This window comes from Alteromonas sp. H39 (assembly GCF_047556435.1).
GTDB lineage: Bacteria > Pseudomonadota > Gammaproteobacteria > Enterobacterales > Alteromonadaceae > Alteromonas.
The window spans coordinates 1,415,620-1,436,638 of record NZ_CP180210.1; the positions used below are offsets into that span (position 1 = coordinate 1,415,620).

A 21,019-nucleotide genomic window follows, 5' to 3' on the forward strand; every position below is an offset into this window, starting at 1 on the left:
TTAGCTTAACTGGGATATTGGGACAAATCTTGGTAACCCAATGACAAATTTATGAATTTTTCAGTTTGTCTTGCCAGCGAAAGCTGTAACGGGTTGTGAATCATGCCTGTTCTGACTTACTTGTTAGCCCACAAGCTCTCAAACAGATCACTTCCATTATGGAAAACGAAGGTGCGCTTGGGAAGAGGCGAATAAGTCTATAGCCACTCAACAAGTCCTGAGGTATACAATTGCAACACAAAGGTCGCACGGAATGGCAATTGTCCTTGCCAAGAAACCTAACATCGCAAATATGTGCTTCAGGGCTTGCCCTTAGGGGATTACAGCCAAGCGCTTGCTCGTCGTTAGCCGTTTTTGACTTACCCTGTTGGGTCTGCAAAAGACCGCCTTGATTAGTCACTTAGCTGCGGGCCTGAGCGGCCAAAGGCTTATTCGCACCTTCCTCCTGCAAGCCCGATGACAATATCGTTAAGCCATTCACCTCAAAATATCCTCTGTGCTATCATAGCTGACCTTGAAAAGTGAAAAATCACGCCCACTTATACGGGTAAATTTATGTTGCCGAGAGGAAACCATGGACAATACTGAAAGCCAAGCCACTGTTGATAAAATTAAGCAGCAAATTCAAGAGAATCCAATTCTTCTTTATATGAAGGGTTCTCCAAAGCTGCCTAGCTGTGGTTTCTCCGCTCAAGCCGTTCAGGCACTGATGTCTTGCGGTGAGCAATTTGCCTATGTCGATATTCTGCAAAACCCGGATATTCGCGCAGAGTTACCAAAGTATGCCAACTGGCCAACGTTTCCTCAATTGTGGGTTGAGGGTGAACTGGTTGGCGGCTGTGACATCATTATCGACATGTTCCAGCAAAATGAACTTCAGCCGTTGATTAAAGAAACCGCGGCAAAACACAAAGAAGCAGAGTAATCACGACGCTTCCGTCGGCGCACCACGCCGCCGAGTCAAACACGCTAAACCGGTCTCTGGCCGGTTTTTTTGTCTGGACGGTAAGTCGCATGAGCTCCTGTCGTGACACGATGAGTCGAACAGGTGCAGTTAAACCGCATTCCCCTCGCACCAGGTAGATAGCTAGTCACTGTCTTTTATTGCTGGGAAGCCGATTACGTGGTCTCCGGCGTGCCACTTCGTACTTTACATTGCAAAACCACGCTGCGAGTTTACGCTGTTTTCTTGGTAGTCCAAGCTGGCGTGAAAGCAGAAATAAAAAGCAAATTTTATTGCTCCCGAATAGTCTATAGACAAGTGACAAAACACGATCCTCTACGTGTTGAAAATATATTTTTAAATCGTCGAAAAGTGTTTGTTTTCAAGGGTTTTAGTGTCTATAAATCGTAACTCTGGCTCGCAGTAAAGTCAGTGTTGAAGGTAAATAATAAAGACATTTTTCAGGCTGAATCAGTAATTGTTATTGCTGAATTTCAGACCCGAAATCACATCCGGGAAACCATTATGAAAACATCATTGTCATTACTGACAAAAAACGTACGCGCCGTACTCGCTGCATCGGCGGCGCTAAGTGCTATGGCGGTAACGCCTGTTTACGCACAGGAAGAAGAAGCCGCTGAAACGCCTGATGATTATGAGCAGATTGCGGTTGTTGGAACGCGTGCCGCCCCGCGTTCAGTAGGGGAGTCAGCGGTACCTATCGACATTATCTCCGATGAAGAATTCAAGAGCCAGGGCTCGACGGATATGGTATCGATGATGCAAACGGTGGTGCCTTCGTTTAACGTCAACGACCAGCCTATTAATGACGCCTCATCACTGGTACGTCCGGCTAACCTGCGCGGTATGGCATCGGACCATACTCTGGTACTGGTAAACGGTAAGCGTCGACATCGCTCTGCGGTCATCACCTTCCTTGGTGGCGGCCTGTCAGATGGTGCACAAGGGCCAGATATTTCTGTAATTCCAGCCGCGGCACTCAAGCAGGTTGAAGTATTACGTGATGGCGCTGCGGCGCAATACGGTTCAGATGCGATTGCCGGTGTGGTTAACTTCGTACTCAAAGATGCCGCTGATGGGGGATCTGTTGAAGCGCGTTATGGCTCGTACTACGAGGGTGATGGCGACATGATGCAGGTCTCTGGTAACGTGGGAATGCCACTGTCAGATGATGGATTTATTAACCTGACAGCAGAATACCGTACCGCCGATCCAACATCACGAAGTGTACAACGCGATGATGCTGCTGCTCTGATTGCCGCTGGCAATACATTTGTTGCCGACCCGGCGCAAATCTGGGGAAGCCCGGAAATTAAAGATGACATAAAACTGTTTGCTAACCTGGGATTGCAACTGAACGACAATGCTGAAGCGTACATGTTTGGTAACTACGCTGAGCGTGAGGTTGAAGGTGGCTTTTATTATCGTAACCCGCATAACCGTGGCGGCGTTAACGATGGTGGCATTGAAGCGGCTGACGTCAATGGCGATGGTGTCATAGATGATGGTGAAGGTTATCAGCTTCTGCTGGTCGGCGACCTGACCGGCGATATGTCAGGAAACTGCCCCACGGATATACGCGTGGGCGACAACGTGTTACAAAATCCGCGTTATATCGATCAAGTTGCAAATAATCCGGATTGCTTTGCGTTTAACGAAATTCTCCCCGGCGGTTTTACACCTAAGTTTGGTGGCACTATCACGGATATGTCACTGGTATTCGGAACCCGTGGTGAGTTTGACAATGAAGTGTCTTATGACGTGAGTGTTAACCTCGGGCAAAACGAAGTTGATTTTGCCATTAGCAACACTATTAACCCGTCTTTGGGTCCGGATACACCGTTTGAGTTTAGTCCGGGCAAATATATCCAGTCTGAGCAAACTTTCGACTTTGGCTTAACTAAGCCATTTGATGCAGGGCTTTACGAGCCACTGTTTGTTGCCGGTGGTTTCCAATACCGTCACGAAACCTATGAAAGCATCGCTGGTGATCCGGCATCTTATGAAATTGGTCCGTTAGCCACACAAGGCTTTGGTATTGGTTCCAATGGTTTCCCGGGTCTTGCGGCTAACAGCCAGGGCGAAGTATCCCGCCACAATATCGCCTTGTATCTTGATGTAGAGGCCTACATCACAGAAACGTTTATGCTGGCCGGTGCATTGCGATACGAGGACTTTTCTGATTTTGGTAATACAACCAAAGGTAAAATTGCGTTCCGCTGGCAGGCAATGGAAAGTATTGCTTTCCGTGGCGCCTTCTCGACCGGCTTCAAAGCGCCGACACTGGGACAAAGTAACGTACGTAACGTGACAACTGCGTTTGGTACTGATGGCCGCCTTATTGACCGTGCAACGCTTCCTCCAACCGATCCTGTTTCACAGCTTAAGGGCGGTGAGCAGCTGACACCGGAAGAGTCAGAAAGTATTACCTTTGGTATGGTTGCTGACTTTGACAACGGCTTGTTCCTGACAATCGATTACTACAACATCGAGTTGACTGATCGTATCAGTACCGCGTCTGGTATCGCGCTGACTCAGGAAGATATCGCTATCTTATTGGAGCAAGGCATTCGTGATGCTTCCAGCTTCTCGGAAATCAGCTTCTTTACCAACGACTTCGATACGACAACAGAAGGCGTGGACGTGGTTGCCAACTACTCTATGGAAATGCTGGGCGGCGATACCAAGTTCTCGCTGGCCTACAACTGGACCGAAACCACGGTTGATCAGGCGTCAGAAAATATCTCTGACTTCCGTATCCGCATGCTTGAAGATAACTTACCGGCTGTGCGCTACAGTGCGACTGCAAACCATACCAATGGTGACTGGCGCTTCCTGGCACGGGTGAATTATTACGGCAGTATCTTTGAAGACCATCTGGACTCTGGCTTACCGATAGAGAAAGTTGGCTCTGAGTACACCCTGGATCTGGAAGTGGGTTATGACTTCTCTGATGAACTCACGGTTGTGTTAGGTGCGAAAAATGCGCTGGATGAATATCCGGATCGCAACGTGATGTATGACAACGAGATAGCTGGTTCTGCTTATCCCACTACGTCTCCCATTGGGATAAACGGTGGTTTCTATTATGTTCGGGGTATTTATACTTTCTAACCTGTGAAACCAGTAAGTAAAGGGGGCGGTCGCCCCCTTTTACTCCCCGGAAGGCATTATACAAAGGTACTACAATATAACGGATGAAAAAGTACAGAGTTACTGGCAAACTACGAAAATTGCGCGCTGCTATTTTGTCGTCCAAAGGCACACAGATAATAACTTATGACCACTAAGTCGACACTGGCTGACACTTTTGTAAAGTACCGAACACGCTTGATGCGTGCGGTGAGCGCCATTGTGAATCCGGATGATATCGAAGATATCGTTCAGGAAGCGTTTATAAAAAGTTACGAGGCTCAGCTAAATCAGGAAATTCGCTTCGAGCGAACCTATATGCTGAAAACGGCAAGAAACCTTGCGCTTAATCATGTGTCCAAGGCGTCTTCTCAACTGAATCAGTCTATGGAAGACATGGATCACCTGCCACAGGAGCTGGTGGGCCACAGCCTGGAAAAAAATGTAGAAAGCAAAGAGCGATTTATCCATTTTTGCCGTGCAACAGATACGCTGTCACCTGATGTGAAGCGCGTATTTTTATTAAAAAAAGTCTATGGAATGAGTCAACGAGATATTGCCGAACTGGTCGGAATAAGTGAGAGCACCGTGGAAAAACACGTGGCTAAAGGTCTCATGTTATGCGCCAGGTATCTTGCAGACACTCCACAGGGTGCCGGGAAAAGCGGGCAGCCTGACTTTAAATCAGGAACAGGACATACGCAGTAGTCATGAGTAATATCCGTCAATTTTCCAGCCGGGAAGACATTCAGGAGCAGGCATGTCTGTGGATCAGCAGACTAGACCGGGGACTTGCTGAAAGCGAGAAAGCTGAACTGAATGCATGGCTTCGAGACAGCAATGCACACCGTGAAGCATTCATGGAGTACGCCAGTCTTTGGGACGATATGAGTGTGCTGAATGAACTTAGTGGCTTATTTCCGCGCAAACAGGCCAAACAGGAAGCCGGCCGTGTTAAGCGTCTGGTAAATCAGGCCCGCTGGAGTGTCGCAGCAGGATTTTTATTAATGGCAATTGCTGCCGGTGTGATTGTCGAGCGAACCTGGTTTACCGCACCTGTTGAAGTCGCCAGTGCTTCACAAAAAGTCGTCACCGGGATTGGTGAGCAAAAAAGTCTGACGCTGGCCGATGGCTCAGTCGTCCATCTGAATACTAACAGCACCGTGACGGTAACCCTCTCTGAAGAGGCTCGGGAAATTGTGCTGCTTAAAGGTGAAGCGCACTTTACTGTAGCGCATGATAAAAGCCGGCCATTTATTGTGACGGCGGGGAACAATACCGTTACGGCTGTAGGTACGGCATTTAACATGCAATATGTAAATGATAATGCGTTTGAACTGGTTGTGACAGAAGGCCGTGTTCTGGTGAAAGACCGGTTTGCCGTGTCGCGCAACACCCAGTCGTTATTTGCCATTGAGCCTGTTTCCGGCGAAGGTCTTCTTATGTTTTCCGGCGAAAAAGCAACGATTCGGGGTGATGTGGAAGATAAAGAAAACCTTTCCCAGAATGATATCGAAGATGACCTGGCATGGCAGAAAGGCATGATCGTGTTTAAAGGAGAGCCTTTGGAAGAGGCTCTGGCAGAGATTGGCCGGTACACACAACTACGTTTTTCTATCAGTGATGAAGGACTCAAGCAACGCCGGGTTGCGGGGTATTTTAAAGTTGGTGATATTGATGGCCTGTTAAATGCCCTGAAAAACAGTTTCAATATTGAACATAAAAAGCTGAATGACACGACAATCGCCCTCTCTGAAACAACAACGGCGTCCTGATCGCTAATTCAGACATGGGCTCTGTTGCACATGTTGTACTTGCTTACAATCCGCCTTTAAAGTTAGCTTGGCAGGTAAAGTCGGATTGTGACAGTATGGTCATACTTGTCATAAAAATAATCAAAACAGTAACCAGCACACGTGTTGAAAGCGTCGCTCTTCCCAATGAACTACCACCTTTCTTTTCGCCAGTCGTGCAAACGTCTCGGGTGGCAGCTTCTTGCGCTTTGTTTTTTTTCAGCATCTACGTTTGCCACCGAAAAGATCACGTTTTCAATCCCGGCGCAGAAAGCAGACAATGCACTCACAGAGTTCGCCCGCCAGGCGAATACGACGCTATTATTTCCCCCGGAACTGGCTGAGCAGATAGTTACTAACGCACTGGAAGGTGAATATACGCTTGCACAGGCGCTGGCGTTGCTGTTACAGGGAACGGAACTGGCGATGGTTGTGGATGAGGAAGGCATGGTAAGCGTGCGCTCAAAAGCTGCCATGGTTGCGTCAGCCCCGCCTGAAGAGAACACAAAAGAGACAGAGTACAGTGGCGATTACCAGATGGAGAGGATCGCTGTGGTAGGCACACGTAGCGCACCTCGTTCGGTGGTCGACTCTCCTGTTCCGCTGGATATTATCGGAGCTGATACGCTGTCCTCACAGGGCAACAGTGACGTGCTGTCGATGTTAAGCGTGATGGTGCCCTCACTGAACGTCAATGATCAGCCTATTAACGACGCGACCAGCCTGGTGCGGCCTGCTAACCTGCGGGGAATGGCATCAGATCACACGCTGATTTTGCTTAATGGTAAGCGTCGACATCGCTCAGCGGTGATAACTTTTCTGGGAGGAGGCCTGTCGGATGGCGCGCAGGGGCCGGATGTCTCGGTTATTCCTGCTTATGCGTTGCGTCAGGTTGAAGTGTTGCGAGATGGCGCCGCCGCTCAGTACGGTTCAGATGCGATTGCCGGTGTGATTAACTTTGCACTGAAAAATGACGCTGAGGGTGGGAGCGTTACGTTAAAAGCCGGTCAGTTTGGTGAAGGCGACGGTGAAATGTTGCAGTTCCAGAGCAATGTCGGCTTGCCGTTGCAAGGCTCCGGTTTTGTCAATCTGACAGCAGAGTACCGCCAGCAGCAGGCAACCTCTCGCAGTGTGCAACGGGATGATGCTGCAAAACTCTTGCAAAATGGCAATACCCACGTTCGCGATCCTGCGCAGGTATGGGGCACTCTGGATGTTGATAAAGACATCAAACTCGCAGCAAATCTGGGTTGGGATATGACTGAGTCAACCCAGGGATATGCCTTTGCGACGGCGGCGTGGCGTGATATTACCGGCGGTTTCTATTTCCGTCATCCCCATGAGCGGGTCGGGGTTTTCCGTCACCCGGAGGAGACTAATCCGCCACGGTTGCTGGTGGCAGATCTCGACGGAATCGGTCAGGGAATCGAATGCCCAGCCATTTTTATTACGTCAGAAAATATATTGGCGCAAGCGGATTATCAACGTATCGCTGATAATGATACTGCGCTGGGAAGCAACTGTTTTGCCTTTAATGAGTGGTTTCCTGGCGGGTTTACCCCTGAATTTGGGGGGCGGATCGCTGATGCGTCTCTGTTCGCTGGTGTTCGACACGAAACCGCATCCGGTTGGTCACTGGATTTCAGCGCCAGCGTGGGTTACTCAAATATAGACTACCGACTCAATGGCACCGTGAATCCGTCAATGGGCCCCGAATCACCATTGTCTTTTTCACCGGGCGACGTCAGCCAGGTTGAGAGAACCGTGAACGTTGACGCCTCCAGACAGTACCATACGTGGCTGGATGAGCCTGTAAATGTCGCGGTAGGTGCTGAATGGCGACGCGAAACTTATCACCAGAAGGCCGGTGACAGAGCGTCCTGGCTGACCGGGCCCTATGCGTATGATGCCAACACCGATGCCACATTAGGATTTAGTGTCGGCTCGAATGGTTTTCCGGGTTATCAGCCTCAGTCGGAAGGGCACTGGAGTCGAAATAACTGGGCATTATATGCCGATGTCGAGCTCTTTCTGACAAGCAGCTGGCAGGCAGGACTCGCCGCCAGACTGGAACATTTTTCCGACTTTGGGGCGACGTTTGATGGCAAATTTACGACCCGCTTTGCCCTCAATGACGTAGTGGCCCTGCGAGGGTCGGTGAGTACCGGCTTTAAAGCCCCGACAGTGGGACAAAGCAATGTGATTAACGTTACTACCGCGTATAGTGCCAACGGCCTGGAAGATCAGGCTACGCTGCCTCCGACAGACTTAATTTCAAAACAGCTTGGGGCGACCGCTCTGGAGCCAGAAGAATCTGTCAATTTGAGCATGGGACTGGTGGCACACTGGCACGAAGCACTGTATCTGACGATGGATTATTTTGATATCCGTTTACAAGACAGGATCAGCACAACATCAGCGATCCCGCTGACGCCTCAGGATATCGCGGTGCTGGAGCAACTGGGACGTGACGAGGCGGCAAATTACAACAGCGCCAAGTTTTTTACTAACGATTTTGATACCCGCACGCGAGGCGTCGACGTCGTTCTGCAATACGGCTTCAGCGCAGGTACGATACCGCATACGGTAATTGCCGCTTACAACTGGACAGATACGCAAGTGGAACGAGTGACACTATATCCGGCGGAAGTCGATGGCGAGGTCGTGATGATGCCCAACCTCACGTCGCAGCGGATCCGCATGCTGGAAGATAACCTGCCGGCCCACCGCGCGACGTTGTCACTTAAACAGGAGTTCTCGGCACTGACACTGGACTGGCGTGTGAATTATTATGGCAAGTTTTATGAAGACCATTTGGATGCCTCTGCCGACATGGATATTTACGGCAGCGCCATGGTGACCCTTGATGCGGAAGGCACCTGGAAAATCAGTCCGCACCTGTCGGTCTCTGTCGGCGCGCAAAACCTGTTTGACTCGTTGCCCAAAGACAATCCCTATAAAGGCGTCGTGGGGGCTTTGTACCCGCCAACGTCTCCAAGTGGTATCAACGGGAGCTTTTATTATCTGTCCACTAACTGGCAGTGGTAGCGAAGCCTGACGCAGTTCAAGAGGGACTTTGTTCGCAGTTACTGTGACTTCAGAGCCTTCTAAAAACAGGTATATGCAGGATATGCCACGTTTGAGTCGTCGACAGTCAGTAGAGGATGTTCATCAACGATATCCCGATATAACGAGGGCGCTTTTAGCTTCATCACCCGCATTTGTGCCAGATGCGCGTCGCTAACCGTCGGAGAATACGCCATCAGAATACTAATGATTGCATTTGCATCCTCGGCCCGGTCACGGGTCGCTATATGGTACAGCGCAAGATATAACGGATCGGGGGTATTAGGAACTTGGTAATAGGGTACGCCTGATTGCACCAGATACTGAAGAGTGTCAGGCGAACCCGCGTTGACTGCAATAAACAGAAGATTTCGGCCGTAAATGTCCGTCATGTGCAGATCGACGCCAGCATCTTCTATTTTTTGTAAGTTGTTCACAAAGTAACGGTTGTCTTCCAGGTAGGAGAAGTTCCAGACATCCGGTACAAATCCGGCGCCGACGAATGCGGCATAACTCTCAGGAATATAAGCAACAGATTCATGAAATACCCGTGGTACCGCCTCCGGGTAGTCGTCCAGCATTGACATGGCGAGTTGCCATTCACCATCCGACAGCACCCGGTAATACCGATCCTCATCAAATTCTGAACGACGCCCTGGCAGTGCATCTTTGAACATCATCTTTTCCCGCCTGCACTTTACCAGCTCAGGCGCCATTTCATAAAGTTCATCATCACGATAATCGACCAGCTCACTGCCCAACCATTTTGGTGACCAGGCATCAGCAACCTGCTTTTTGAAACTGCGGCAACGCGAACGTTTTTCCGCGGTTTTCTCACCGACTTGATCTGTAATCATTGCCTCCTGATGAGATTGAATTTGCGTAATCAATTCTGTTGCTCGCGGTGATGTCAGCGGTGACATGATGGGCACTGTTTTCAGGTCAAACCCGTAATTCAGTTCCAGAGCCTCGCTCACGCCTTCCCAAAAAATAAACAGGTTCGCTGAGAAACGGCTTTTGAAGCTGTCATTCTCAAACACTGATACCGAACGTTGTCCGTGTTCTATTAAATCATTTGCCAGGGCAATCTGCGCCGCTACAGTATCATTTTGTTCCTGAAGTGTTTCTTGAGAAAATCGGCTAAGTCCTGCCAGGGCATAATCCAGTGTCGTACCCAGGTAGGCATCTGACGTTGGCCTCGCGCCCTGTGCCATTAGCCATTGCGCGAGGGCGGGGCGGCGGTTAAATGCCGCGACATCCAGCAACGAGATAGCCTGTTTATCAATGACAAAGCTGCTCCCTAATTTGGCATTGATATCTTCAAGCTGTAACACAAAAGGCTTTATGGCCGTGTCGCTAAGGTTGGGTTGCTGAATAAGCCAGGCGACATCGTCTACAATTAACGTCTCCTCATCGGACAACGTCTCAAGCGGTTTGTCATTCTTTACCGCCTCTTCAAGCCTGTTGACAGGGACGGATCTGAACACGCCCATGCCAGAGGGCAAGTCAGGCATGTTTTCCCGCAGAGCTTTATTCAATTGTCGATTCAGGGAATCGAGCTGGCTGTCTTTCTTACGATAATCGTCACGCCATTCTCTGGCAAAGTTGGGGTTGCGCAGCGCATCTATGGCCAGCGTGATGTCATCGACAGAGAAGCCGTCATCCAGAAAGGATGACAATCTTTCATCATCAAAATAGTGACGGGTGACCCTATCAATATTCTTTTGTAAATCAGTGCACTGCTGATGATCTGCGACAAATTCTGGTGCGGCTTCCTGTTGTATTTCAGGCGTATTTTTTGAGCTGGTGGTTGATGCTGGGGAGGATTTTGCCGGAGTATCGGGCTCTGATTCGGATTCGGGCTCATGAGGTAGTCCGAACACCAAATAAAGCACCAGGATTGAGGCGAAAATAAAAACAGATAAATACAACGCGCGAGCCAATTCACATTTTCCTTAATGATAAATTTGCGCGATACGGGGCGTAAAAGGTAAGCGTTATCCGACGTCTTTAAATAAGGTTTCGTCTACGATTGTCGAGTCGATGATTTGTTGAGCCATCTGAATGCATTTGCCACATTGTGAACCTACATCGAGGCGCTGGCGCAATTCACGCATGTTCCCCACGCCGCCTTCTTCGACAGCATTTCGTATCGCTTTGTCTGTGACACCATAACACATGCACACGTACATTTGGGAACCCCTGTTAACTCGTTGCAAATGATAATAATTGCTATTAGTGATTATTTCAACTTAATTCTACGCCTCGCTGCTACTTTTTTGATCACTTTTTCAGAGCGCATCGAGGTTTATGAAGCGAAGTGGGGAGTGATCAGAGCAGTTATCCACGTCAATGGCTTGTTATTTTCATATCTGCACCAATAATACAGGCGATAGCAAACAGCTATTTATTAGAAAAAGCTGCCAGCAACAAGGCAGCACGATCAATAATTCAATTACGGAGTGAATCATGAGCGTACTAGTCGGGCGCAAAGCCCCTGATTTTACAGCTGCAGCTGTTCTGGGTAGCGGTGAAATTGTAGACACTTTCACACTGAGCGAAGCCATTAAAGGCAAAAAAGCAGTATTGTTCTTTTATCCGCTGGATTTCACCTTTGTGTGTCCTTCAGAACTGATTGCTTTTGACAAGCGCTACGAAGAGTTTCAGAAGCGCGGTGTAGAAGTCATTGGCGTGTCTATCGACTCTCAGTTCTCTCACAACGCATGGCGCAATACGCCAGTGAACGAAGGCGGTATCGGCCCGGTCAAATACACGCTGGTAGCTGATACAAAGCATGAAATTTGTCAGGCTTACGATGTAGAGCATCCGGAAGCGGGCGTGGCATTCCGTGGCTCGTTCCTGATTGATGCAGAGGGCGATGTTCGTCACCAGGTTATTAACGATTTGCCGCTTGGCCGTAACATTGACGAGATGCTGCGCATGGTCGATGCACTTAGCTTCCACGAAGAGCACGGTGAAGTTTGCCCGGCTGGCTGGACAGAAGGTAAATCAGGTATGGATGCGTCACCTGAGGGTGTGGCTAAGTACCTGTCTACTGAAGCAGACAAACTGTAACGAGACGACGGTTTCGCTAGAAAAGCCTCGCTAAGCGGGGCTTTTTTGTTACTTATTCCTGATGCGCATAGCAATAGAACGCGTTTTATATCAGTGCAGCTATCGCAAGGCTGCGTGTCGTCAGAACGGCCAGGTGAGAACAATGTTGTTACCTGGACGGCGGGGAGAGTGAAAGTAGTCTGCGGCCCAGACTTCAGCTTTTCTCGGGTAGCGGCCAGCCTCCAAGTGATTTATAGCGATTGACGATATAGCAGAATAATTCAGTAGTGCGACTTGCGTCATACAGTGCGCTGTGTGCTTCTTTCTGATCAAAAGCGATACCGGCAGCCTGACACGCCTTTACCAGCACTGTCTGGCCGACGGCAAGACCAGCCAGACTGGTGGTATCAAAAGAAACAAAAGGATGGAAGGGGGTACGTTTAATATTACTTCTTTCAATTGCTGCGTTGACGAAACTCTGATCAAATGTCGCATTGTGGGCGACAATGACTGAACGTTGACAACCAGCAGCCTTCTGGGCTTTACGAATGGCTTTACACAGCGCCTTCATCGCTTCGGCTTCATCAATTGCGCCACGTAGCGGACAGTCAGGTTTAATGCCGTTAAATTCAAGCGCCGCCGGTTCCAGATTGGCACCTTCAAATGGCGTGATATGCTGATGAAAGGTTTGATCCGGAACCAACATGCCATCGGCGTTCATTTTTACCGTTACTGCCGCAATTTCCAGCAGAGCGTCGGTGCTGGCATTAAATCCCGCGGTTTCTACGTCGATGACTACCGGAAAATACCCCCGGAAACGCGATGATAGCTGGCTGGCTTTGTCTGTCATATACTCTCTTAACTGCAATATTTGCGTAAGGCCGGGAAACGGAAGTGGCCCCGGCTACGTTACAAGGGCTGAATTATCGCAAGTAACGTGCGGCCTATCTACCCCTGAGAAGTGCACACCTTAACATAATGACACGTCAGCTTTGTGCTAAACTTTTCTGCAGTGTTGACGATATAATCAAAGATAGCCATGTCACATGCAGATGAAGGTATTAGTGCTTTTGCGTTAACGGCATATGGTTGCAGTGAACGTCTCTGATAGGCTATTTCTGAATAGTGCGCGATTTAGGTATAACAACATGAAGCTTTTGTTAGTTATTGGATTACTTGTCAGCTCGCAAGCGCTTGCTGCGATGCGACAGTATGCTGCCCCGGTTGAGTCTTCGGACTGGCAGGTTGTGGAATCTTCCAGACTTCAGTGCACACTGGGTCATACACTGCCAGGCTATGGTGATGCTCTGTTTACGAGTGTGGCCTCAAAACAACTCAATATGGAATTTGAACTGGATATGCATTTGCTGCCTAAAAAATTTGAGGTGGCCGCCGTTTATTCTGTTCCCCCCAAGTGGATGCCGGGACAGGCACCTAAACCGATCGCTGATATGACGCTGAGAACGCAGTATAACGGTGATTTACCTGAAACTGCTGCCTGGACCATGCTGTCAGAACTTGAAAAAGGCTACTGGCCTACCATTTATTATCAGGATTGGTATAACCAGTACGATAAAGTCAGTGTCGCACTCAACGCCAGCAACTTTACACCCCAGTACCGGGAATTTGCGGCTTGTGTGTCAAATTTGCTGCCTTTTTCGTTCGAAGATATTTCCTATACGGTGTTGTCGTACGAGAAAAACAGTACGGAGCTGACCAAATATGCAGAAAAACGTCTGACAATGATTGGCGAATACCTGAAAGAAGATAATCAACTGGAGTTGGTGTTGCTGGACGGTTACACCGACAGTTATGGTGGCCGCTGGAATAATGAACAGCTGTCTATACGTCGTGCCAATCAGGTGAAAACGTACCTGACTGCCCTTGGTGTATCGGAAGAGCGTATAGAAGTCACTGGACATGGTGAGCGACGCCACGTTGCGCCCAACACCAATGCGGATAGTCGGGCGCAAAACCGTCGCGTCGTGGTCAGGTTATCTAAATCTTAAGACATTCTAAAACACGGCGTACGATGTCTTGTTATTTAGATTCAGTGAAAGATTTAACTGGCGGGACGTGATCGGTAAATACGCCGTCCACGTGGGCGATATCGGTTAACAGCGACAACACTTGGCGGGCACTCATTCCAGCAGGCAAGGCATCAGCTCTGAATGTGTAGGGGTGAATTATAAGTCCTGCATCCTGAGCCTTAGCTAACCAAGGTTGTACTGCAGGTTTGCCTGCTGCGACTGAGGCAGGGTCAAGCAGTTGCGGTATCCACGGGCCCATACCATCAGCGACTTTAGCAACTTCAGCAATCCCATCGTCACTCAAAATCCAGTTGTAGTCGGTGTCCGACTCCTGCCAGGCGTTGTCGCCTACCAGCATAACCAGCTTGCCGTCATAACCCAGTTCATGACGGATCCGTTTTATTTCATTAAAGTCGAAACACTGAATGAAAAGCTGCTTGTTAGACACGCCTGCTTTACGAAAGGTATCCAGTACAATTTTACTGGCGTCAACGCCTTCAGACTGATGCCACGATGGCGATTTTATCTCGGTGTAAAAACCAATGCTTTGCGAAAACTGTCGGTTTAGCTGGGTGATGAGCTCAATATGCTCCGCTAAGCTTGCGATGCGATAACGCGCCGACGTTCCCCGATACCGGTTGGGAAAAACGGCGGTACCATCGGCATTCTGACGCTCGTGAACCTGCAACCTCAGAAGCTCTGCAAACGTAAAATCACGCGCATACCAGCGGCCATCCTCGCGGGCACGTTCAGGATACACGGTCTCAACATCGGTGACGGTTTCCAGATGAATATCGTGCAACACGACCGGAACATTGTCTTTGCTTATAACCACATCCTGCTCGATAAAGTCTGGATGCTGAGAGTACGCCAGCGTAGCGGCTTCGAGCGTGTGTTCGGGCAGGTAACCCGAAGCACCGCGATGAGCGATAATATCAAACGCAGCGACAGTGTGGCTTATCAGGCTCAATGCCGTCCCCGCGATAAGTGCCAGCCTGTTGGCTTTCATAACTTTAGTCCTTTTTCTCGATTAACTCGATGGCGTAACCATCCGGGTCACGCACAAATGCTATTACGGTTGAGCCGCCTTTTACCGGCCCCGGTTTGCGATAAACATCGGCACCATCAGCTTCCAGCTTTTCACAGAACGCATAGATATCATCCACTGCGAAAGCAACATGGCCGTAAGCATTACCTTTTTCATAGGTATTGTCACCCCAGTTGTAGGTCAGTTCGAGTACAGCCTGTTCAGATTCGTCCGCATAGCCGACAAAAGCCAGAGTATATTCATAGTCTTTATTGTCTGATTTACGAAGTAGTTTCATGCCCATAGTCTGGGTATAAAACGCAAGCGACGCGTCCAAATCTTCGACGCGCAGCATGGTGTGTAGCATTCTCATGGGAATTCCTCAATTGCGTTTTTTATGTCATCACGGGTGACAGCAAGATAGGTTGTCAGCGATTGATAGCAAACAGCGGGCGGCAGAGCAAGTTATGCCGGACGAGCAGCCCGGCACGTCCGGTCAGATTTCCGTTTTGTCTTTAAACTCACACAAGTCTTCGATGATACAAGAACCACAACGCGGCTTGCGGGCGATACAGGTATAGCGGCCGTGCAATATCAGCCAGTGATGCACGTCGACTTTAAATTCGGCGGGAACCACTTTTAACAGCTTCTGTTCAACCTGATCGACGTTTTTGCCCATGGCCAGTTTGGTGCGGTTGGATACGCGGAAAATGTGGGTATCCACGGCGATGGTGGGCCAGCCAAAGGCCGTATTTAACACCACATTAGCGGTTTTTCTGCCTACACCGGGCAGGGCTTCCAACGCCTCACGGCTCTCTGGCACCTCACCATTGTGTTTAGTGAGAAGAATTTCTGCCATCTTATGCACGTTTACCGCTTTACTGTTGTAAAGGCCGATAGTTTTAATGTAGTCCTTAAGCCCGTCTACACCCAGATCAAAGATTGCCTGCGGGGTATTTGCCACCGGAAACAGCTTGGCGGTGGCCTTATTTACGCCTACGTCAGTGGCCTGTGCGGATAAGGTTACCGCGACTAACAGCTCATACGGGGTGGTGAAGTTAAGCTCTGTCGTTGGATGCGGGTTGGCGTCACGCAGGCGGGTAAGAATTTCTTTTCGTTTTGCGTTATTCATATTCGAGTCTGTGCGTCAGGTTTCAGCAGTAACACGCGCGCGCGTGGCTTTTTGTTTGACGGTGGCGCGCTTTGCTGCAATTCGGGCATCAATGCCGTTTTTCATTGCGATAAGCAACCCCATACCTAAAAAGGCACCTGGCGGTAGAATAGCCAGTAAAAACGGATTCTCGGTAGTAAAGAGAGTGAGTGTCCAGTTGTCTGCAACAGGACCAAATAATCTGTCTGCGCCTGCCAGCAATGTTCCTGAACCGAGTATTTCGCGCATACCTCCCAGTAATACCAGAACCAACGTAAAACCCAGTCCCATCATCAGGCCATCAAATGCCGCTGGTCCAACCGGATTTTTAGAAGCATAAGCCTCCGCCCGCCCAATAATGGCACAGTTGGTCACAATCAGCGGAATGAAAATACCCAGCGCAAGATACAGCTCATAAGTAAACGCATTCATGAGAAGCTGAACAATGGTAACGAACCCGGCAATAATCATGACAAACACCGGTATGCGGATCTCGTTTCTGACAATATTCCTCACCAGAGACACAGTAATGTTGCTGCCAATTAGTACAAGGGTGGTTGCCAGTCCCAATCCCAGACCGTTGATAAATGTCGCGGTTACGGCAAGTAAGGGGCACAGCCCCAGCAACTGCACCAGCGCCGGATTGTTTTTCCACATACCTTGTAGTGTGAGTGCTTTGTATTCGCTCATTGTTGCTCTCCCTCGTTACCCGTTGATGCGCAATCATTGGGCAGAGAAAATAGCGCTGACTGATTCTGCTGTACGAACAGTAATGTGTTTTTCACCGCTTCCACCACCGCGCGAGGGGTGATAGTCGCACCGGTAAAAGCATCGAAATCACCGCCATCCTTTTTAACCTGCCAGCGGGATAACTTGTCAGCATCGAACTGTTTTTGATTAAACGACAATATCCAGTCGCTAACGGCCAGTTCTATTTTATCACCCAGTCCCGGCGTTTCTTTGTGGTCGACAACCCGCACGCCTAATACCGTAAGGCTGGTATCAACCCCAACAACAAGCTCGATATTGCCACTGTATCCGTCGGGAGCGGTGGTCTCCAGTGCCAGCGCTGAGGGCGCCCCATCAATTCTGGCTCGGTAAACCAGGTGGGGCTCGCGGTTACCCAAAAGCGGCGAACTCACCGCGGCGCAGTCTTCAAATAATGTGTTGGTGTGGTAACTTTCAGGCACGACCTCATTCAATACTGCCAGCAAACGCTTTTCCTGCTGATAGGCAATACGCTTTTCAGTGCCGGAAAAAGTAAGGGCAATCAGTGCGGTGGTAACGATAGCAAAAGCCGCCAGCATACCGCCGTTTTTCGATAGCGTAGACAACATCATTATCGACCTCCCTGCGGTTTGCGGGGGGCTGCCCGACCGTATGTACGGGGTCGCGTGTAGTAGTCAATTAATGGGACGGCCATATTCATGATAATAACCCCAAAGGCGACAGCGTCAGGGTAACCGCCAAATGTGCGGATAATTACAATCCAAAACCCGATGGCGGCGCCAAAAATAATTCTGCCGCGGGGTGTAGTTGAAGCCGACACCGGATCGGTGGCGATAAAAAACGCACCAATCAGCACGGCACCGTTTAGTAAGTGAAAGAGAGGCGAAGCGTAGTGATCTCCATCTACCAGATGAAGCACTAAGGACACGGTTGCGACGCTTACCATCAGGCTGCCTGGAATGTGCCAGGAGATAATCCGCGTACGAATAAGAAACAGTCCGCCTACAAGATATGCGAGGCTAATCAGTCCCCAGCCTTTCCCCATAGCATCGATGACCGGTGTTGAGAACGTTGCCGTGTTAAGTAGTTCAGAATAGGTTGCACCTTGTGTCAGACCGGTTTTCACGGCGTCCAGGGGAGTTGCTGATGTCACGCCATCTGTCACAGAGCGAAGCTGCAAGACATCATAACCGCCTTGAGTGAAGCCGGTGAAAATGAGACTGGCCGTATCAACAAAGCCGGGAGCGCCGTCCAGGAGGCCTGCCGGAGGGAGCCACATTGTCATCGCGGCAGGGAAAGACACCAGCAACATCACATAGGCTATCATCGCAGGATTAAACATATTAAAACCCAATCCGCCATATACTTGTTTGGCAACCGCGATGGCAAATACCGAACCCAAAATGGTCATCCACCAGGGCAAAGCAGGGGGAATACTAACTGCCAACAGTAGCGCAGTTAATACTGCCGAGTAGTCAGACAGAGCCCGTTCTACATTTTTCTTGCGCAGAGATAGAATGATGCCCTCTGTAATAACTGCCGCAGCCACAGCCAGAACTGCCTGAATAAGCACACCCCAGCCAAACACGTAACATTGTGCAACGATGCCGGGCACCATGGCATAGATAACCATGCGCATGACCTGACCGGTATCGCGTTGTCTTCGCAAATGTGGGGAGCTGGACAAACTCAGTTTCATGGCTCGTTATTCTCGTTGTTATTTTGTGCCCTTGCCGCCTTTTTGGCTTTTGCTTTCGCAACGGCGGCGGCAATACGGCGCTTTTTCTCTTCTTCAGGAGAAAGCGTTTCTGCATCGTCACTGGACTGTTCAACAGAAGTTTTTTCGTTCTCAGTCACATCAGCGTCTTCGCCAGCTTGCTTGCGAGACGCCTCTGCGCTCTCTGTTGTGTCGGCGTTGCCATCAGCCGCTTGTGCCGCCTTTTTCGCTTTGGCTTTCGCAACGGCGGCAGCTACACGACGCTTTTTCTCTTCTTCAGGAGAAAGGGAGTCTTGCGGCTGTGTTGTTGGTGCCTGGCTATCTGCATTGCTCTTCTCGTACTCAGTGGCAACATCGTCGTCACTGGCTTGCTCGCCAGACGCCTCTGGGATCTTCGTCGTGTCTGTGGTGCTATCAGCCGCTTGTGCCGCTTTTTTCGCTTTGGCTTTCGCAACGGCGGCGGCTACACGACGCTTTTTCTCTTCTTCAGGAGAAAGAGGGTCTTGTGGCTGCGCTGTTGGTGCCTGGCTATCTGCGTTGCCTTTCTCGTCCGCGTCAGAGGCAGCTTGCTGTGCCGCCTTTTTGGCCTTTGCGCGAGCTATCGCCGCGGCAACCTTGTCTTTTTTGTCTTGTTCGGCAGAGGTCGGGGGGGCTTCTTGTTCGTTCTGTTGTGTAGAAGTCTGCGCATTTTGCGCCGCCTGCGCGGCTTTTTTTGCTTTCGCGCGTTCGACAGCTGCTGCCACCTGCGCTTTCTTGTCGTCCTTAGCCGGCGTCGTGCCCTCTGCGTCTGCCAGTGCAGCCTTTTTGGCTTTCGCTCTGGCAAGTGCTGCGGCTACTTTGTCTTTCGCTTCGCCTTTCTCGGAGGGCGTATTGGCAGCCGCAAGGCGGGCTTCCTTGGCTTTCCGGTGTTTCTCTTCGCGCTCCAGCTTTTCCTGTTCCAGGCGAGCCTTGCGCGCTTCAAATCGTTCGCGTGCCTTTTCCGCTTTATTGCGTTCGTCGCGCTGTGTGCGAATTTCCGCTTTTGCCTGACGGTAATAATGCACCAGTGGTATTTCACTGGGACAAACGTAGGCACAGGCACCACATTCAATACAATCAAAAAGGTCGTATTCTTGCGCTTTATCCAGCTCTTTTGCTTTGGCATGCCAGTAAAGCTGTTGCGGCAATAGCGACGCGGGACAGGCGGTAGCACAATCCGAACAACGAATGCACGGGCGCTCACTGTCATCATCCGGCAATTCACGCTTCGCGGGTACCAGCAAACAGTTGGTAATTTTCACTACCGGAATGTCGCTGTCAGTTAATGTGAAGCCCATCATCGGGCCACCCATGATGATCTGTGGCTGACGTTGTTTTTTGGGTAAGTAGTTTGCCTGGTCCAGTAAATGGCGAACAGGTGTGCCGATCAGCGCCCAGAAATTACCGGGCTGTTGAACGGCCTCTCCGGTCACAGTCACGACCCGTTCTATCAGTGGTTTGCCGTTAAAAATGGCATCTGCGATGGCATAGCTGGTGCCAACATTGAACATCAGTACTCCGACATCTGCCGGAAGCCCGTTGCGGGGAACTTCACGTCCAGTGATCACCTGAATAAGCTGCTTCTCACCGCCTGCGGGATATTTTGTCTCAACCGCTACCACGCGATAGGCAGCTTTGTCCTGACAAGCAATTTTCATTGCTTCTATGGCTTCAGGTTTGTTGTCCTCTATCGCAATAATGATGGCTTTTGGGGACAGCAGGTGTTCGAGTACGTCAATGCCCTGTCGAATTTGCCAGGCGTGCTCACGCATCAGGCGATCGTCGCTGGTGATGTAGGGCTCGCATTCAACGCCATTGATAATAAGAAATTCGATTTCTTTACTGCTGGCGGTTTTGATGTGCGTGGGAAAGCCAGCGCCACCCATACCTGAAATTCCGGCGTCGCAAATGGCGGCAACCACTTTTTGCGGTTGCATCTCACGGTAGTTAACCACAGGTGTCAGTGTTGTCCACGTGTCTTTACCGTCCGGTCGGATGGAAATGCACATTTCTGTTAACCCACTGGGATGTGCCGTTACGTGAGGGCCAATTGCCACAACCTCCCCGGAGGTCGGCGCATGCACAGGAACGCAAAATGGATTCTGACTCGTAGTCAGTGGCTGCGCTTTCAGAACATGGTCGCCAACTTCCACACAGCACTGCCCCTCCGTACCAACGTGTTGTCGCATTGGTACGGTAATCAAATCGGGCAGGGGAATACGGGCAATGGCACTATTTGCAGAAAGCGCTTTTCTGTCTTCCGGGTGCACGCCTCCCGGGAAGCTACTGAGCTTATTTTGATTCAGGTTAGCAATTATGTCGTCAAATGCTGGATACAT

17 protein-coding genes are annotated in these 21,019 nt (G+C 49.9%); 7 read left to right on the plus strand and 10 right to left on the minus strand.

Annotated features, from left to right (window positions below; genetic code table 11):
• The first annotated feature begins 574 nt into the window (after positions 1-574).
• From ACLBLI_RS06170 to ACLBLI_RS06190, 5 genes are all read left to right on the plus strand, one after another.
• Positions 575-925: a Grx4 family monothiol glutaredoxin gene (locus ACLBLI_RS06170; RefSeq protein ID WP_414830245.1), complete on the plus strand. Its 351-nt coding sequence runs from the start codon at positions 575-577 to the stop codon at positions 923-925.
• Between the two features lie 543 nt (positions 926-1,468).
• On the plus strand, positions 1,469-4,078 hold the full coding sequence (locus ACLBLI_RS06175; RefSeq protein WP_414830246.1) for a TonB-dependent receptor domain-containing protein: 2,610 nt from the start codon (positions 1,469-1,471) through the stop codon (positions 4,076-4,078).
• 165 nt (positions 4,079-4,243) lie between these two features.
• Positions 4,244-4,804: an RNA polymerase sigma factor gene (locus ACLBLI_RS06180; protein ID WP_414830247.1), complete on the plus strand. Its 561-nt coding sequence runs from the start codon at positions 4,244-4,246 to the stop codon at positions 4,802-4,804.
• A gap of 2 nt (positions 4,805-4,806) precedes the next feature.
• Complete coding sequence (locus ACLBLI_RS06185; RefSeq protein ID WP_414830248.1) at positions 4,807-5,871, plus strand: FecR family protein; 1,065 nt, start codon at positions 4,807-4,809, stop codon at positions 5,869-5,871.
• A 444-nt stretch (positions 5,872-6,315) separates the two neighbouring features.
• Positions 6,316-8,937, plus strand: a complete 2,622-nt coding sequence (locus tag ACLBLI_RS06190; RefSeq protein ID WP_414830920.1) for a TonB-dependent receptor plug domain-containing protein — start codon at positions 6,316-6,318, stop codon at positions 8,935-8,937.
• A 59-nt stretch (positions 8,938-8,996) separates the two neighbouring features.
• Here ACLBLI_RS06190 and ACLBLI_RS06195 read toward each other — a convergent pair whose 3' ends face one another.
• Positions 8,997-10,898, minus strand: a complete 1,902-nt coding sequence (locus tag ACLBLI_RS06195; protein ID WP_414830249.1) for a hypothetical protein — start codon at positions 10,896-10,898, stop codon at positions 8,997-8,999.
• A gap of 54 nt (positions 10,899-10,952) precedes the next feature.
• Positions 10,953-11,147: a bacterioferritin-associated ferredoxin gene (locus tag ACLBLI_RS06200; RefSeq protein ID WP_414830250.1), complete on the minus strand. Its 195-nt coding sequence runs from the start codon at positions 11,145-11,147 to the stop codon at positions 10,953-10,955.
• A 277-nt stretch (positions 11,148-11,424) separates the two neighbouring features.
• Between ACLBLI_RS06200 and ACLBLI_RS06205 the strand changes: the two genes are divergently transcribed.
• Entirely contained in the window at positions 11,425-12,030 is a 606-nt protein-coding gene (locus tag ACLBLI_RS06205; protein ID WP_414830251.1) for a peroxiredoxin, read from the plus strand.
• Between the two features lie 193 nt (positions 12,031-12,223).
• On the opposite strand, the gene rnt is transcribed toward ACLBLI_RS06205, so the two are convergent.
• Positions 12,224-12,859 (minus strand): ribonuclease T, encoded by a 636-nt coding sequence (rnt, locus tag ACLBLI_RS06210; RefSeq protein ID WP_414830252.1) that lies wholly within the window; start codon positions 12,857-12,859, stop codon positions 12,224-12,226.
• A gap of 298 nt (positions 12,860-13,157) precedes the next feature.
• Between rnt and ACLBLI_RS06215 the strand changes: the two genes are divergently transcribed.
• Complete coding sequence (locus ACLBLI_RS06215) at positions 13,158-14,018, plus strand: flagellar protein MotY (RefSeq protein WP_414830253.1); 861 nt, start codon at positions 13,158-13,160, stop codon at positions 14,016-14,018.
• Positions 14,019-14,049: 31 nt separating this feature from the next.
• Here the strand turns inward: ACLBLI_RS06215 and glpQ are convergent, their stop codons facing one another.
• The 7 genes from glpQ to rsxC form a co-directional block, all read right to left on the minus strand.
• Positions 14,050-15,048 (minus strand): glycerophosphodiester phosphodiesterase, encoded by a 999-nt coding sequence (gene glpQ, locus ACLBLI_RS06220; RefSeq protein WP_414830254.1) that lies wholly within the window; start codon positions 15,046-15,048, stop codon positions 14,050-14,052.
• 4 nt (positions 15,049-15,052) lie between these two features.
• On the minus strand, positions 15,053-15,439 hold the full coding sequence (gloA, locus tag ACLBLI_RS06225) for a lactoylglutathione lyase (protein ID WP_414830255.1): 387 nt from the start codon (positions 15,437-15,439) through the stop codon (positions 15,053-15,055).
• A gap of 123 nt (positions 15,440-15,562) precedes the next feature.
• Positions 15,563-16,198 (minus strand): endonuclease III, encoded by a 636-nt coding sequence (gene nth, locus ACLBLI_RS06230; protein WP_414830256.1) that lies wholly within the window; start codon positions 16,196-16,198, stop codon positions 15,563-15,565.
• A 15-nt stretch (positions 16,199-16,213) separates the two neighbouring features.
• Entirely contained in the window at positions 16,214-16,906 is a 693-nt protein-coding gene (locus ACLBLI_RS06235; RefSeq protein ID WP_414830257.1) for an electron transport complex subunit E, read from the minus strand.
• Positions 16,903-17,556, minus strand: a complete 654-nt coding sequence (rsxG, locus tag ACLBLI_RS06240; RefSeq protein WP_414830258.1) for an electron transport complex subunit RsxG — start codon at positions 17,554-17,556, stop codon at positions 16,903-16,905. The genes ACLBLI_RS06235 and rsxG overlap by 4 nt, the downstream gene beginning before the upstream one ends.
• Entirely contained in the window at positions 17,556-18,644 is a 1,089-nt protein-coding gene (rsxD, locus tag ACLBLI_RS06245; protein ID WP_414830259.1) for an electron transport complex subunit RsxD, read from the minus strand. Before rsxD ends, rsxG begins: the two co-directional genes overlap by 1 nt.
• Entirely contained in the window at positions 18,641-21,019 is a 2,379-nt protein-coding gene (rsxC, locus tag ACLBLI_RS06250) for an electron transport complex subunit RsxC (RefSeq protein ID WP_414830921.1), read from the minus strand. The genes rsxD and rsxC overlap by 4 nt, the downstream gene beginning before the upstream one ends.

Bases quoted from the DNA above. Each gene is read 5' to 3' on its own strand.
- ACLBLI_RS06170 (WP_414830245.1), top strand. From the start codon at position 575: ATGGACAATACTGAAAGCCAAGCCACTGTTGATAAAATTAAGCAGCAA.
- ACLBLI_RS06175 (WP_414830246.1), top strand. From the start codon at position 1,469: ATGAAAACATCATTGTCATTACTGACAAAAAACGTACGCGCCGTACTC.
- ACLBLI_RS06180 (WP_414830247.1), top strand. From the start codon at position 4,244: ATGACCACTAAGTCGACACTGGCTGACACTTTTGTAAAGTACCGAACA.
- ACLBLI_RS06185 (WP_414830248.1), top strand. From the start codon at position 4,807: ATGAGTAATATCCGTCAATTTTCCAGCCGGGAAGACATTCAGGAGCAG.
- ACLBLI_RS06190 (WP_414830920.1), top strand. From the start codon at position 6,316: ATGGTTGTGGATGAGGAAGGCATGGTAAGCGTGCGCTCAAAAGCTGCC.
- ACLBLI_RS06200 (WP_414830250.1), bottom strand. From the start codon at position 11,147: ATGTACGTGTGCATGTGTTATGGTGTCACAGACAAAGCGATACGAAAT.
- ACLBLI_RS06205 (WP_414830251.1), top strand. From the start codon at position 11,425: ATGAGCGTACTAGTCGGGCGCAAAGCCCCTGATTTTACAGCTGCAGCT.
- rnt (WP_414830252.1), bottom strand. From the start codon at position 12,859: ATGACAGACAAAGCCAGCCAGCTATCATCGCGTTTCCGGGGGTATTTT.
- ACLBLI_RS06215 (WP_414830253.1), top strand. From the start codon at position 13,158: ATGAAGCTTTTGTTAGTTATTGGATTACTTGTCAGCTCGCAAGCGCTT.
- glpQ (WP_414830254.1), bottom strand. From the start codon at position 15,048: ATGAAAGCCAACAGGCTGGCACTTATCGCGGGGACGGCATTGAGCCTG.
- gloA (WP_414830255.1), bottom strand. From the start codon at position 15,439: ATGAGAATGCTACACACCATGCTGCGCGTCGAAGATTTGGACGCGTCG.
- nth (WP_414830256.1), bottom strand. From the start codon at position 16,198: ATGAATAACGCAAAACGAAAAGAAATTCTTACCCGCCTGCGTGACGCC.
- ACLBLI_RS06235 (WP_414830257.1), bottom strand. From the start codon at position 16,906: ATGAGCGAATACAAAGCACTCACACTACAAGGTATGTGGAAAAACAAT.
- rsxG (WP_414830258.1), bottom strand. From the start codon at position 17,556: ATGATGTTGTCTACGCTATCGAAAAACGGCGGTATGCTGGCGGCTTTT.
- rsxD (WP_414830259.1), bottom strand. From the start codon at position 18,644: ATGAAACTGAGTTTGTCCAGCTCCCCACATTTGCGAAGACAACGCGAT.
- rsxC (WP_414830921.1), bottom strand. From the start codon at position 21,019: ATGTATCCAGCATTTGACGACATAATTGCTAACCTGAATCAAAATAAG.